This window comes from Novosphingobium sp. SG707 (genome assembly GCF_012275515.1).
In the GTDB taxonomy this organism is placed as follows: Bacteria; Pseudomonadota; Alphaproteobacteria; order Sphingomonadales; family Sphingomonadaceae; genus Novosphingobium.
In genome coordinates this window covers 143,578-156,539 of record NZ_JAAZQL010000008.1, presented here as the reverse complement: position 1 = coordinate 156,539, position 12,962 = coordinate 143,578, and the positions used below count along the sequence as shown (strand labels likewise).

Genomic DNA, 12,962 nt, shown 5'->3' with positions numbered 1-12,962 from the left:
GGTCCGCCCCTTTTTTCTGCGCGTCACTTTCCCGGTTGACAGGCGCACGCGCGATGCGCATCATCCATAACAATTGTTATAAAAATTGGAGAGGAAGAGGTCCGTGAAACTGACCCTGCCGCCGCGGGTTGGCCCGCAATCCTTTGACGCCGCGCTCAAGGCTTTTGCCGGGGTTGTGGGAGCCGGATGGGTGATGTCATCCGATGCCGACCGCGATGCCTATGCCGATGCCTATGCCCCCGGCTCGCCCGAGCGCTGGCCCGCATCGGCCGCCGTCGCGCCCGCATCGGTCGAGGAAGTGCGCGCCATCGTGCGCATCGCCAATGAATACAAGGTGCCGCTCTGGCCGGTCGCGCGGGGCAAGAACCTTGGCTATGGCACCGCCGCGCCGCGCATGGCGGGCTCTGTGGTGCTGGATCTGGGGCGGATGAACCGCATCCTCGAACTCGATCCAAAGCTGGCCTATGCGGTGGTCGAACCGGGCGTGGGCTTTTTCGACCTGCATGACGAGGTGGAGCGGCAAAAGGCGCCGCTTTGGCTCTCGGTCCCCGGCAATGGCTGGGGCAGCGTGATCGGCAATGCGCTCGAACACGGCATCGGTTATACGCCCTATGGGTTGCACGCGCGCAACCTGTGCGGGATCGAGGCGGTGCTGCCCGACGGCGACCTTTTGCGCACCGGCATGGGCGCGATGAAGGACAATCCGGCCTGGCACCTCTTCCCCATGAATTACGGCCCGACTTGGGACTTGGCCTTCAGCCAGTCGAACCTTGGCGTGGTCACCAAGGCGGGCCTGTGGATGCAGCCCGCGCCTGAAACCAGCCTTGAGCTGACCTGGGATATCCCCGAGGAGGAGGACATCGGCTGGGTCATCGACACGGTGACGCCGCTGAAAATCGCGGGCGTGATCGACCAGAACGTGTTCATCCCCAGTTGGCTGGGCAAGATCGTCGTGCTGGGCACGCGCAAGGATTTCTGGGATAAACCGACCGCCATGCCCGAATGGCGCGTCAAGGAATTGCTCAAGCAATATCAGCTTGGCTACTGGCGCGTCTCGATCCGCCTCTATGGCGACGAGAGCGTCAACAAGGCCAAGGCCGAGGTGATCAAGGCCGCCTTCAAGCGCCACCTCGCCGCCCCGGCCATGGAGGTGTGGTGGCGTCAGGGCGATCCCAAGCCGCCGCTCGATCTGGCGCTGGGCACACCCTCGGCGGTGCCGTTGCAGATGTCGGACTGGGTGGGCGGCCGCGGGGCGCATCTGGGCTTCTCGCCGGTGGTGCCCGCCACGTCCGAACATGTGATGGGACAGTTGAAGCGCAGCCGCAAGATCATCGCCGATCACGATGTGGACTTCTATGCCAGCTTCACCATCGGCGGTCGTTTTGCCAACAATGTCAACATGCTGATGTATGATCGCGACAATGCGGCGCAGGTCGACAATATGAAAAAACTGTTCAACGCGCTTATCACCGAGACCGCCAAGGCCGGTTACGGCGAATATCGCACCCATCTGGGCTGGATGGACCGGGTGATGGACACGTTCGACTTCAACGACCACGCGCTGCGCCGCTTTGGCGAAAAGGTGAAGGACGCGCTGGACCCCAATGGCATCATTGCGCCGGGCAAACAGGGCATCTGGCCCTCGGCCTATCGCGCCTTGCAGAAGGAGGGCGCGGAATGAGCCGGTTCCTGATCGCCCTCGCGCTGCTCGCTCCGATCCCGGCCATGGCGGCCGCGCCGGGCGGCGTCCCCGAATTGCCGCCCTATCAGATGCGCGCGGCCCAACCTGCGGGCGACCGCCTGCAACCGGGACGCGACCCCAAGGCGGTGTTTGAGCATTCCTGCGGCTATTGCCATCTGGCGGGCGGCATGGGCAGCAATCTGCTGACCAAGCAGATGATGATGATGAAACGCCCGCCCTCCGATGGCCTGCTGGCCAATCGGCGGGATCTGACCGCCGATTACGTCAAGGCGGTGGTGCGCGGCGGCAAGGGGGCGATGCCCGCCCAGACCCGCGTGGACCTCACCGATGCGGAATTGAACGCGGTGGCGGCCTATCTGGCGCAAAAGCCGGGGCCAAAGGGAGGGAAGAAGTGATGCTGCGCCTCTCCCGCCGCCGTCTGTTGCAGGGCGCGGGCGCGGCCGGATTGATCGCGGCGCGACCGGCGCTGGCCGCCTCCGCCCCTGCCCTGCTGATCTATGACAGCCGCATTCCCGAAAGCGCCGCCTTTGCTGCTGCCTCGCACAATCCGTCGCGCCATGATCTGGCGCAGGGGCGCATCGACCCGCGCCGGATCGCCGCCGTCAGCCGCATGGAGGGCCTGACCCGGCACAGCGATTATGTCGCCCTGTCGCTCGCCCTGCGCCTGCAGGGCATGCGCCGTCAGGATGACCGGCGCCTGCCGCCGTCGATTTCCACCCGCGACCACCTGTTCCGCTGGTCGCTGGGCAGGGAGCCGGAAATCAACCGCTGGGGTTAGGCGCCCAGCCGCTGCAACCATGCGGCGGCCTTTTTGGGCTCTCCGACCGCGTCGGACCGCACCGGCCCGCGCGCGGCCAGAAACTCGGCATGGAGCGCAAACGCCTCCATGCCGAGTTTTTCGCGCATACCGTCAATGGTTTCGGCCAGATCGTTCAGCTCGGCCAGCATCGGCGCGGCTTTCGCCCGCGCATGGCGGTCCTGCTGATGATCGAACAGGCCCCATTGACCCGCCGCCGTAACCCGAAGCGCCGCGATCAGCGCCGCGCGATACTCGGCCTCTGCCTCCTCGCGCTGGGCCTCCAGCCGCTCCAGACGATCGGCGCGTGCCATCAGCGCTTATTGAGCGCCGCTTCGCATTCCGCGATCAGCGAGGCCATGATATCGGCCACCGGCTCTTCCTTGGTGACCATGCCGACCGACTGCCCCGCCATCAGCGAGCCGTTTTCCACGTCGCCCTCGATCACCGCGCGGCGCAGCGCGCCCGCCCAGTAGCGCTCGATCAGCAATTGCGCGTCATGCATGTCCACCTCGCCCGCATCCAGCTTGGCGGCCACTTCGCGCTGCTTGGCGGTGAATTCCTCGGTGCCCTTGTTCTTCAGCGCACGCACCGGGATCACCGGCAGGCGCGGATCGACCTGCACGCTGGCAACAGCCTCACGCGCGGCGGCGCGGAAGAAGGCCTTTTTGAAATCGGGATGGGCGATGGACTCGCTCGCCGCCGCAAAGCGGGTGCCCAATTGCACGCCCGCCGCGCCCATTTCCAGATAGGAGGCAATAGCCTCGCCGCGCCCAATTCCGCCCGCGACAAAAACAAGATAATCTTCGGCCAGTGCGGGCAGGAACTCCTGGGCCAGCACAGACGTTGATACGGGCCCGATATGACCACCTGCCTCAGACCCTTCGATCACCAAGGCATCCGCGCCAGAGCGAAGAAGCTTCTTGGCCAGCGCCAGCGTCGGGGCAAAGACCAGCACCTTGGCGCCGAAAGCCTTGATCGCCTCGACGCTGCCCTTGGGCGGAATCCCCCCGGCCAGCACGACATGGGTCACGCCATGGCGCGCGCAAACCTCGATCAGTTCGAACAGCTTGGGGTGCATGGTGATCAGATTGACGCCAAAGGGCTTGGAGGTCAGCGCCTTGGTGGCCTCGATTTCCGCATCCAGCAGTTCAGGCGTCATCGCCCCGCAGGCAATCACGCCGAACCCGCCCGCATTGCTGATCGCCGAGACCAGATTGCGTTCCGAAACCCAGCTCATCGCGCCGCACAGGATCGCATATTCACTGCCCAGAAATGCCTTGCCGCGCGCCATCAGGGTTTCGGTCTTGGTGGGCATCGGCAATTCCTCCTGCATCATGGCGCGGCCTGCGCAAAATCTGATGCGCGCCCTTAGGGCCCCCGCGCGGATCAGGCAAGCGGCCTTGCGCACCATAATCGCCAAATTCGATCACTGTAATACAATCATGCAGCTTCGCCGATAAGTAAACATGGAATAATTCTTGGCCATCAGGCAAACCAAAGGGGATGCACCATGAACGCTGAATCGAAATGCCCTTTCCACGCAAAAGCCAGCCGCACCGCCGTTGTGGCCGCGCTCACCAATGACATGTGGTGGCCCAACCGGCTGAACCTGAAAGTCCTCTCGCAGCACAGCGAAAAGGTCGCGCCCAAGGGCCGGAACGCCTATGCGCAAGCCTTTGAAGCGCTCGATCTGGCGGCGGTGAAAGCCGATATCTTTGCCCTGATGACCCGGTCGCAGGACTGGTGGCCCGCCGATTACGGCCATTACGGCCCGCTCTTCATCCGCATGGCCTGGCACAGCGCGGGCACCTACCGCACCTTTGACGGACGCGGCGGCGCCTCGACCGGCAACCAGCGCTTTGCCCCGCTCAACGCCTGGCCCGACAATGTGAACCTTGACAAGGCGCGCCTGCTGCTCTGGCCGATCAAGCAGAAATATGGCGAGGCGCTGAGCTGGGCCGATCTGATGATCCTGACCGGCAATTGCGCGCTGGAATCGATGGGCCTGCCCACCGTCGGCTTTGGCGGCGGGCGCGAGGACATCTGGGAGCCGGAAGACGACGTCTATTGGGGCCGTGAGGCCAAGTGGCTGGACGACGAACGCTATAGCGGCGACCGTGAACTGGAAAGCCCGCTGGCCGCGGTGCAGATGGGCCTCATCTATGTAAACCCCGAAGGGCCCAACGGCACACCCGATCCGCTGGCCAGTGCGCGCGACATCCGCGAAACTTTCGCGCGCATGGCGATGGATGACGTGGAAACCGTGGCGCTGATCGCGGGCGGCCACACTTTCGGCAAGGCGCATGGCGCGGGCGATGCCGCCCTGGTCGGCCCCGATCCCGAGGCCGCCGACATCACCGCGCAGGGCCTGGGCTGGATCAGCACCCATGGCAGCGGGCGCGGCGTCGATGCCATCACCAGCGGTCTGGAAGGCGCATGGACGCCCAACCCGACCCAATGGGACAATGGCTATTTCGACACGCTTTTCGGCTTTGAATGGGAACTGACCAAGAGCCCGGCGGGCGCGCATCAGTGGAAACCCAAGGGCGATGCGGGCGCGGGCACCGTGCCTGATGCCCATGACCCGGCAAAGCGCCACGCCCCGATGATGTTCACCAGCGATATCGCGCTCATTACCGATCCGGCCTATCGCGCCATATCCGAGAATTTCCACCGGAACCCCGACCAGTTGGCCCATGCCTTTGCCGAGGCGTGGTTCAAGCTGACCCACCGCGACATGGGGCCGATCACCCGCTATCGGGGCGCCGAGGTTCCCGCGCAGCCGCGCATCTGGATGGACCCCGTGCCGCCGGTCGACCACCCGCTGGTGGATGCGGGCGATGTGGCGGCGCTCAAGGTCGCGATCCTTGGCTCGGGCTTGTCGATCGGGCGGCTGGTGGCCACGGCATGGGCCTCGGCCAGCACCTATCGCGGGTCGGACCGGCGCGGCGGGGCCAATGGCGCGCGCATCGCTCTGGCACCCCAGCGCGACTGGGCGGTGAACGATCCGGAGGAACTGGCCAACGCATTGACGGTTTACGCCGCGATCAAGGCCGGGTTCGACGAGGCCCACGCGCCCAAGAAGGTCAGCCTTGCCGATCTGATCGTGCTGGGCGGCGATGCGGCGGTCGAGGCGGCGGCCAAGGCGGCGGGCGTTGCGCTCTCGATCCCCTTCCACCCGGGCCGCACCGACGCCACGGCCGAGCAGACCGATGCCGAAAGCTTTGCCGTGCTGGAGCCGAAGGTCGATGGCTTCCGCAATTTCCGTTCCGGCGAACTGGCGCGTTCGGAGGAGGAACTGCTGGTGGACCGGGCGCAATTGCTCGGCCTGACCGCGCCGGAAATGACGGTGCTGGTGGGTGGCCTGCGCGTGCTGGGCGCCAACAGCGCGGGTTCGAAGCTGGGCGTGTTCACCGACCGCGAAGGCGTGCTTTCCAACGACTTCTTCCGCAACCTGCTGGGCGCCACCACGGCGCTGGTGTGGACGCAGAACGAGGATGGCAGCTTCACCGGCCATGACCGCGCCAGTGGCGATGCAAAGCGGCATGGCAGCCGTGTCGATCTGATCTTTGGCTCGAACGCGCAATTGCGGGCGCTGGCCGAATATTACGCCACCGATGACGCCCTGCCCCGCTTCGTGGCCGATTTCGCAAAAACATGGACCAAAGTGATGGAAGCCGACCGCTTCGATCTCTGATAGATTTTTATCCACGGGTTGGCTCCATCCCCTCACGGCCGGCCCCGCGACCCCTCTTTCGGCACAGCCGGAAGAGGGGTTTTGCATGAAAATCATAATCTCCACCACTTTGATAGAATTTCTTTGCTGCAAGACATGCGCTAATCTGTTTTCCATGCGGCGCAGCGCCAAACCGGGCGCCTTTCAGACAGAAGAGAGCCTTTCGTGTCCCTCAGCCTCGCCTCTTTCAGCCTTGAAGCGCTTCTGCCCTACATCGGCATCGGTTTTGCCGCGCAATTGGTGGATGGCGCGCTGGGCATGGCCTTTGGCGTGATCTCCTCCACGCTGCTCGTCAGCGCGATGGGCGTGCCGCCCGCGCGGGCCAGCGCGGGGGTGCATCTGGTCGAATTCTTCACCACGGGCGCCTCGGGGCTCAGCCATATCCTGCATCGCAATGTGGACTGGAAACTGTTCGGGCGGCTTGCCGTGCCGGGGGTGATCGGCGGTGTGGCGGGGGCCACGGTGCTTTCGCATATTGATGCTTCGGTGGCGCGGCCCTTTGTGATGGCCTATCTGGCGCTGATCGGGCTTTACCTGTTCTACAAGGCGTTCCACTACCCTTCGGAAAAGCTGCATGACGAGGCGCGCATCACGATGCCGCTGGGGCTGATCGGCGGCTTTCTCGATGCGTCGGGCGGGGGCGGCTGGGGGCCGGTGGTCACCTCCAACCTGCTGCTGCAAGGCACCGATCCGCGCAAGACCGTGGGCACGGTCAACACCGCCGAATTCGTGCTGACCTTCGCGGTTTCGGCCACTTTCATCTATAATTCGGGCTTTTCGGCCTTCACCACCGTCACCGGCGGCTTGCTGGTGGGCGGGCTGTTGGCCGCGCCCTTTGGCGCATGGTTTGCCAAGCGCATCGCGCCCAAGCATCTGCTCATTATGGTCAGCATCGTGCTGATGGCCACCAGTTCCTTTGCGATCTACAAGGCGCTGACCTGATCCCGGGCATAAAAAAGGGGCGGCGCCATCCAAGGCACCGCCCCCTTTTTATCGTCCGCTGCAAACCGCTCAATAGGGCGGCTTGTGCAAGCCCTTGGGGCTGAGGGTGAAGATCTCGCAGCCATCCTCGGTGATGCCGATCGAATGTTCGAACTGCGCCGAGAGCGAGCGGTCGCGCGTCACCGCCGTCCAGCCGTCGTCGAGCATCTTGACCCCCGGCTTGCCCAGATTGATCATCGGCTCGATGGTGAAGAACATGCCCGGCTTCAGCTCCGGCCCGGTGCCCGGCGTGCCGACATGCACCACCTCGGGCGAATCATGGAACAGGCGGCCCACGCCATGGCCGCAGAAATCGCGCACCACGCCATAGCGGTGCCCTTCGGCATGGCGCTGGATCGCATGGCCTATATCGCCAAGGCGTACGCCCGGACGCGCCATCTCGACGCCAATCATCAGGCATTCATAGGTCACATCAACCAACCGCCGCGCCTTCAACGGCACATCGCCCACCAAATACATCCGGCTGGAATCGCCATGCCAGCCATCGAGCAGCGGGGTCACGTCGATGTTGACGATGTCGCCGTCCTTCAACACCTTGTCGCCCGGAATGCCATGGCAGATCACATGGTTGATCGAAGTGCAGCAGCTATGCGCAAAGCCGCGATAGCCCAGTGTTGCCGGAACAGCCCCGCCATCCAGCGTCATCTGGCGCACGATGTCGTCGATTTCGCCCGTTGTGACGCCCGGCTTGACCACCTCGGTCAGCGCATCAAGGATCTCGGCGGCCAGACGACCGGCGCGGCGCATCCCTTCAAACGCGGCGGGACCATGCAGCTTGATCGTGCCGTCGCGCAGCACGGTGTCGCCATCGGCGACGATCTGATATTGTGTCATGGCCTCCATATAGCAAAGCGCGCGAAAAATGACAGAGGTGTGCTTATTGGGGATGTGCTTATTGGGGGCGGGGCCTCATTTGCCCGCCGCAAAGGCCGCGCGATATTCCGGGCGCACCGCCGCCATCACCCGCGCATCCACCGGCAGCGTGATCTCATAATCCCCCTCGGCATAGGGCCCGGCCTCATAGGGCCCGACCAGAATGCCGATGCGGTTGAAATGGGCGTGATCGCTGCTGCCCAGAATGACGGTGGAGGCGGCCGGGTCGATGCAATCATTGGGCCATTCGCTTGACCGCACCACCGGTTCGCCGCGCCGCTTGGCCCGCTCCTTATCCAGCAAGGCGCAAAACGGTTCGCGGATTGCCGCCGACAGCGCCGCCTTGCTGGTGAACAGGTCCTCGGCCTTGCGCTGCTGCCCCGCGTCCTTGTCCCACAACAGCGCGGTATAGCCATGGTTGGGATGCGCGCCGCCCGAATCCTCATAGACCGCCGCCGACAGGCTGAGCCAGCCGGGCAGATCGGTCACCACTTTCCATTCCACGCCATTGGCCCATGGGCGAAAGGGGAAATTGTCGGTCTTGGCCTCCTTGGCCGCCGCGCGCGCCTCCTTGGCCAGCCTCGACTGCTGCTTGCCCATATCGGCCTCCAGCCAGCTTTTCAGGCCCGGTATGCCAGCGGCGGCGGCCGGATAGCTGTAGTCGAATTCAAAGAAGTCATTGGCGATCTTGACCTTGCGCGCCTCGCCCGGGGTCGGGCTGGACGCGGCGGCATGGGTGGGCACCGCGCCCGAGGCGGCGCTGGCGCCTTGCGAGGGCGCATCGCCCGCCCCGCCGCAGGCCGCAGAGAAAAGGGCAAGAGACAGGACCGGTCCTGCCGTCACAATCGCCCGAGCCTTCATCATGCCTGCCAACTCCATACCATTCGCGCCCAAGGATAGAGCGCCCCCGCCCCCATGCAAGCTGGATGATTATCTGGATTGAAGCGCCCCCCCGCCTGGGTCCATAAGGGGCCATGTCCAAGACCCACAGCACCGCCGCCGACCCTTCCCTGCCGGATCTGGTCCAGCCCGACCGCCGGCAGGCCGCAACGCCGATCCATCTGGTGGACAAGGCTTCCTATGAGGAATGGCTCAAAGGCCGAACGCCGGCGCAGCGCGCCGCTCTGGCCGGGCAGAAGTTCAAGGGCGAGGCGGGCAGCCATGCGGTCATCCCCGATGGCGACGGCTTTGCCGTGGCGGCGGGCGTGGCGCGCCTCGATGTGCTGGGCAGTTGGTGCCTTGGTAAATTGGGCGATGTTCTGCCGGGCGGTTTCTATCGCCTTGTGCCTGCCGGTCCGTGCAGCGCCGGGGCAGCCTTCATCGGCTGGGCGCTGGGGCAATATCGCTATGATCGCTATCGTCAGGATGGCAATGGCGAAGCGCCGCGCGTCCTGCTGACCGGCGAGGTCAAGGCCATCGCGCCCGCTCTGGCCGAGGCCGGGGCGGTGGCGCTGGTGCGCGATCTGGTCAACACGCCCGCCGAACATCTGGGCCCGGCCGAACTGGAGCATGAGGCCGAATTGCTGGCCAAGGCCCATCGCGCCACGCTCCGCGTCACGCGCGGCGAGGCGCTGGAGCATGATTTTCCGATGGTCCATATGGTGGGCCGCGCCGCCGCGCGATCCCACGCGCCGCGCATGATCGAGATCGAATGGGGCGATGAAAAGGCCCCTCGCCTCGCCATTGTCGGCAAGGGCGTGTGTTTCGATTCGGGCGGACTGGATATCAAGCCGTCCTCGGCCATGCTGATTATGAAGAAGGATATGGGCGGGGCGGCCCATGCCCTCGCGCTGGCGCGGCTGGTGATGGAGGCCGGGTTGAAGGTGCGGCTGCACCTGCTGATCCCGGCGGTGGAGAATGCGGTGTCGGGCGGGTCTTTCCGCCCCGGCGATGTGCTGCGCAGCCGGGCAGGGATCTCGGTCGAAATCGGCAATACCGATGCCGAAGGGCGCCTGATCCTTGGCGACGCGCTGACGCGGGCCAGCGAGGGCAAGCCGGACCTGATCCTCGATTTCGCCACGCTGACGGGGGCGGCGCGGGTGGCGCTGGGGCCGGACCTGCCCGCGATGTTTGCGAGGACCGACGGTACGGCGCAGGCTCTGCTCGATGCCGGACTGGCCTGCGACGATCCGGTCTGGCGGCTGCCTTTGTATGACGGCTATCGCGAATGGCTGAAATCCGACATTGCCGATATGAACAACGCCCCGGCAGGCGGCTTTGCCGGGGCCAGCGTCGCCGCGCTGTTCCTCGACCGTTTCGTGGGTGAAGGCATCGACTGGGCCCATTTCGACACTTTCGCATGGCGCCCCACCGCCAAGCCCGGACGCCCCAAGGGCGGCGATGCACTGGGCCTGCGCGCGGCATGGGCAATGGTGAAGGCGCGGTTTGGGTGAAGCGCTTGCTTCTCCTGCTCAGCCCGCTGCTCTTTTTCGCCTGCCTGCCGATGCGGGCCGTCTGCACAGGCAACTTTGATTGTTCGCGATGGCCTGCCTATGGCATCCTGCTTTTCGGCTGGATGGCCCCCTTTGCGGCGCCCGCCAATATCGGCTGGTGGGCAAACCCCATGCTGTTGATTTCATGGGTGATGGGATTGCAATGGAAATACCGTTCCGCTGCTGGAGCCGCCGGCGCCGCTCTCATTTTCTGCCTGATCCCTTTGGTTGATCCCGATGCGGTGATGAACGAAGGAGGAATTATCGAAAAGATCGCCAGCTATCGGGCAGGCTATTATCTGTGGCTGGCTTCCGCCGTAGTCAATCTGGCCTGCCTATTGGTGCTGGTTCGGCTTGACGGCCAGGGAATGAGCGCAAAACTTGCAGAATCCCCCCCTTCCGGCTAAGCGCCCGCCTTTCCGTGTCGGGGGCAGGCGAGTTTATCTATGTTTGAAAATCAGGTTCCGGCTTTGGGCGCATCCTTCGCGTTGAGCGGCCCTGTGGGCAAACCCGATCCGGCCCGCGTCCCCGTGCGCGGCGATGTTGCGCATATTCGCTTGGCGGGACAGGTGTTTGTGCCGCATTATGTGGTGCCCATGCCGCATCGCGCCATGGGCGAAACCGAGGTTTTGCGCGCTCCGGGGGGCGAGGCCATCGCCAGCCTGAATGCGGGCGCGCAATTTGATGTGCTCGATCTGGCGGGCGGCCATGCGTGGGGCGAGATTCCCGGCGGCATGGTCGGCTATATTGCCGCCGATCAACTGGAGAAACTGGCATGAGCCTGAGCGTGTTCATCGATGGTGCCGCAGGCACCACGGGCCTGGAGATCGCCGACCGGCTGGGCGGGCGGTCGGAATTCGACCTGATTATCCTGGATGACACGCGCCGCAAGGACAGCGCCGCGCGCAAGGAAGCGCTGCATGCCGCCGATTTCGCGATCCTGTGCCTGCATGATGACGCCGCGCGCGAGGCGGTCGAGATGGCGCAGGGGGCCAAAGTGCGTATCATCGACGCCAGCACCGCCCATCGCGTGACGCCGGGCTGGGTCTATGGCTTTCCTGAGATTTCCGGGCGCGATGCCGTGGCGAATTCTGACCGCGTGTCCAATCCGGGCTGCTATTCCACGGGCTTTATCGCGCTGCTCGCACCGCTAGTGCGTGGCGGCCTGCTGCCCGCGGATTGGCCCTATACCGCCAATGCCGTGTCGGGCTATTCGGGCGGCGGCAAGGCGTTGATCGAACGGTTTGAAGAAGATCGCGACATTGCCTTTCGCGCCTATGCACTGGGGCTGGGGCATAAGCATGTACCCGAAATGACGCGCTATGCCGGGCTTGCCCATGCCCCGGTCTTTGCCCCCAGCGTGATCCCGGCCCATCGCGGCATGTGGGTCGAAGTGCCGCTGCCTCTGGCCGCAATTCCGGGCGCGGCCTCGGTCGATGCGCTGCGCGAAGGGCTGGCGGCCTTTTATGCCGGTGGCTCGATCGTGCGCGTGGCCGAGGCGGGAACGCCTGCCGAAATGCTGCTGCGCGCCTCGATGGCGCCTTCCGATGCGCTCACGCTGCATGTGTTCGGCAGCGCCGATGGTACGCAGGCGCGCCTCGTCGCCGTGCTCGACAATCTGGGCAAGGGCGCCAGCGGCGCTGCAGTGCAAAGCCTCAACCTGATGGCGGGTCTGCCCGAGACGGCGGGCCTCGCACTCTGATCTCTTTTGGGGGCTCTTTCCGGCGCGAAAGAGCCCCTTGGGCACCCATGCCCAAAATGTAGGCAGCACTGCCTAAAAAATGATCGCAAAATTGGCAGTTTGAGTCATTATCCTGCCCGCACACCCCCGGTTTTCCGGAAAATCTTTCGTGCAAAGCCGCATTTCAGAGGTTTTCCTCAGGCTTCCTTTGTCCTATCCCTTCCCAATCGACTCTGGCACGAATCTTGTTAGATCCTTACCAGCGTCAACCGCATCAGGTCCGGCCATCGCGGTCCGGATGCTGGCGTAATTGCGCACTGCGGTGGCTGTTTTGGCCCCGCCAATGAGGGATGGTGCAGGCGTGAAAAAGATCGAGGCGATCATCAAGCCGTTCAAGCTGGATGAGGTGAAGGAAGCGCTGCACGAAGTGGGCGTGTCCGGCATCACGGTGACCGAGGCCAAGGGTTTTGGCCGCCAGAAGGGTCACACCGAACTGTATCGCGGCGCAGAATATGTCGTCGATTTCCTGCCCAAGGTGAAGCTTGAGGTGGTTGTGGCCGACGATCTGGCCGCACGCGTGGTCGAAGCCATCGCAGGCGCGGCACAGACCGGCCGCATCGGCGACGGCAAGATCTTCGTGATCCCCGTCGACAACGCCCTGCGCATCCGCACCGGCGAACGCGACAACGACGCGGTCTGATCCCTTGCCCGTCCCTGCCCCGTCAGGGATCGGGCGC

The 12,962-nt window shown here is 64.7% G+C and carries 14 protein-coding genes; 10 read left to right on the top strand and 4 right to left on the bottom strand.

Annotation, left to right across the window (positions count from 1 at the left end; genetic code table 11):
- Positions 1–103 precede the first annotated feature (103 nt).
- From FHW92_RS20185 to FHW92_RS20175, 3 genes are read left to right on the top strand one after another with little or no spacing between them, the layout of a single operon-like run.
- On the top strand, positions 104–1,681 hold the full coding sequence (locus FHW92_RS20185; RefSeq protein ID WP_168605080.1) for an FAD-dependent oxidoreductase: 1,578 nt from the start codon (positions 104–106) through the stop codon (positions 1,679–1,681).
- Positions 1,678–2,097: a cytochrome c gene (locus tag FHW92_RS20180; RefSeq protein WP_168605079.1), complete on the top strand. Its 420-nt coding sequence runs from the start codon at positions 1,678–1,680 to the stop codon at positions 2,095–2,097. Before FHW92_RS20185 ends, FHW92_RS20180 begins: the two co-directional genes overlap by 4 nt.
- Positions 2,097–2,480 carry a hypothetical protein gene (locus FHW92_RS20175; protein ID WP_168605078.1) on the top strand — a complete coding sequence of 128 codons (384 nt, stop codon included), beginning with the start codon at positions 2,097–2,099 and terminating at the stop codon, positions 2,478–2,480. The genes FHW92_RS20180 and FHW92_RS20175 overlap by 1 nt, the downstream gene beginning before the upstream one ends.
- Here FHW92_RS20175 and FHW92_RS20170 read toward each other — a convergent pair.
- Together FHW92_RS20170 and FHW92_RS20165 are read right to left on the bottom strand one after the other, a co-directional pair.
- Positions 2,477–2,812, bottom strand: a complete 336-nt coding sequence (locus FHW92_RS20170) for a hypothetical protein (RefSeq protein ID WP_168605077.1) — start codon at positions 2,810–2,812, stop codon at positions 2,477–2,479. The two genes, FHW92_RS20175 and FHW92_RS20170, sit on opposite strands and share 4 nt — an antisense overlap.
- The gene (locus FHW92_RS20165) at positions 2,812–3,816 is read right to left on the bottom strand and encodes a nitronate monooxygenase (protein WP_168605076.1); all 1,005 of its coding nucleotides are present in this window, start codon (positions 3,814–3,816) and stop codon (positions 2,812–2,814) included. Before FHW92_RS20165 ends, FHW92_RS20170 begins: the two co-directional genes overlap by 1 nt.
- A 195-nt stretch (positions 3,817–4,011) precedes the next feature.
- Between FHW92_RS20165 and katG the strand changes: the two genes are divergently transcribed.
- Together katG and FHW92_RS20155 are read left to right on the top strand one after the other, a co-directional pair.
- Positions 4,012–6,198 carry a catalase/peroxidase HPI gene (gene katG / locus FHW92_RS20160; RefSeq protein ID WP_168605075.1) on the top strand — a complete coding sequence of 729 codons (2,187 nt, stop codon included), beginning with the start codon at positions 4,012–4,014 and terminating at the stop codon, positions 6,196–6,198.
- 204 nt (positions 6,199–6,402) lie between these two features.
- A complete protein-coding gene (locus tag FHW92_RS20155) occupies positions 6,403–7,179 on the top strand; it encodes a sulfite exporter TauE/SafE family protein (RefSeq protein WP_292691326.1) in 777 nt (258 codons plus the stop codon).
- Between the two features lie 69 nt (positions 7,180–7,248).
- Here FHW92_RS20155 and map read toward each other — a convergent pair whose 3' ends face one another.
- Together map and FHW92_RS20145 are read right to left on the bottom strand one after the other, a co-directional pair.
- The gene (gene map, locus FHW92_RS20150) at positions 7,249–8,073 is read right to left on the bottom strand and encodes a type I methionyl aminopeptidase (protein WP_168605074.1); all 825 of its coding nucleotides are present in this window, start codon (positions 8,071–8,073) and stop codon (positions 7,249–7,251) included.
- Positions 8,074–8,148: 75 nt separating this feature from the next.
- A complete protein-coding gene (locus FHW92_RS20145) occupies positions 8,149–8,976 on the bottom strand; it encodes a DUF4163 domain-containing protein (protein ID WP_246870307.1) in 828 nt (275 codons plus the stop codon).
- 110 nt (positions 8,977–9,086) lie between these two features.
- Between FHW92_RS20145 and FHW92_RS20140 the strand changes: the two genes are divergently transcribed.
- The 5 genes from FHW92_RS20140 to FHW92_RS20120 all read left to right on the top strand — a co-directional run bounded on the left by FHW92_RS20140 (position 9,087) and on the right by FHW92_RS20120 (position 12,925).
- A complete protein-coding gene (locus FHW92_RS20140; protein ID WP_168605073.1) occupies positions 9,087–10,505 on the top strand; it encodes a leucyl aminopeptidase family protein in 1,419 nt (472 codons plus the stop codon).
- Positions 10,502–10,951, top strand: a complete 450-nt coding sequence (locus FHW92_RS20135; RefSeq protein WP_168605072.1) for a hypothetical protein — start codon at positions 10,502–10,504, stop codon at positions 10,949–10,951. Before FHW92_RS20140 ends, FHW92_RS20135 begins: the two co-directional genes overlap by 4 nt.
- Before the next feature lie 39 nt (positions 10,952–10,990).
- Entirely contained in the window at positions 10,991–11,323 is a 333-nt protein-coding gene (locus FHW92_RS20130) for an SH3 domain-containing protein (RefSeq protein WP_168605071.1), read from the top strand.
- Positions 11,320–12,246 carry an N-acetyl-gamma-glutamyl-phosphate reductase gene (gene argC / locus FHW92_RS20125; RefSeq protein WP_168605070.1) on the top strand — a complete coding sequence of 309 codons (927 nt, stop codon included), beginning with the start codon at positions 11,320–11,322 and terminating at the stop codon, positions 12,244–12,246. The genes FHW92_RS20130 and argC overlap by 4 nt, the downstream gene beginning before the upstream one ends.
- A 340-nt stretch (positions 12,247–12,586) precedes the next feature.
- Positions 12,587–12,925, top strand: a complete 339-nt coding sequence (locus FHW92_RS20120; protein ID WP_168605132.1) for a P-II family nitrogen regulator — start codon at positions 12,587–12,589, stop codon at positions 12,923–12,925.
- Positions 12,926–12,962: the final 37 nt, after the last annotated feature.

Excerpts from the sequence above, each read along its gene's own strand:
- FHW92_RS20180 (WP_168605079.1), top strand. The coding sequence starts at position 1,678 with ATGAGCCGGTTCCTGATCGCCCTCGCGCTGCTCGCTCCGATCCCGGCC.
- FHW92_RS20140 (WP_168605073.1), top strand. The coding sequence starts at position 9,087 with ATGTCCAAGACCCACAGCACCGCCGCCGACCCTTCCCTGCCGGATCTG.
- FHW92_RS20170 (WP_168605077.1), bottom strand. The coding sequence starts at position 2,812 with ATGGCACGCGCCGATCGTCTGGAGCGGCTGGAGGCCCAGCGCGAGGAG.
- map (WP_168605074.1), bottom strand. The coding sequence starts at position 8,073 with ATGACACAATATCAGATCGTCGCCGATGGCGACACCGTGCTGCGCGAC.
- FHW92_RS20165 (WP_168605076.1), bottom strand. The coding sequence starts at position 3,816 with ATGCCCACCAAGACCGAAACCCTGATGGCGCGCGGCAAGGCATTTCTG.
- FHW92_RS20145 (WP_246870307.1), bottom strand. The coding sequence starts at position 8,976 with ATGATGAAGGCTCGGGCGATTGTGACGGCAGGACCGGTCCTGTCTCTT.
- katG (WP_168605075.1), top strand. The coding sequence starts at position 4,012 with ATGAACGCTGAATCGAAATGCCCTTTCCACGCAAAAGCCAGCCGCACC.
- FHW92_RS20130 (WP_168605071.1), top strand. The coding sequence starts at position 10,991 with ATGTTTGAAAATCAGGTTCCGGCTTTGGGCGCATCCTTCGCGTTGAGC.
- argC (WP_168605070.1), top strand. The coding sequence starts at position 11,320 with ATGAGCCTGAGCGTGTTCATCGATGGTGCCGCAGGCACCACGGGCCTG.
- FHW92_RS20175 (WP_168605078.1), top strand. The coding sequence starts at position 2,097 with ATGCTGCGCCTCTCCCGCCGCCGTCTGTTGCAGGGCGCGGGCGCGGCC.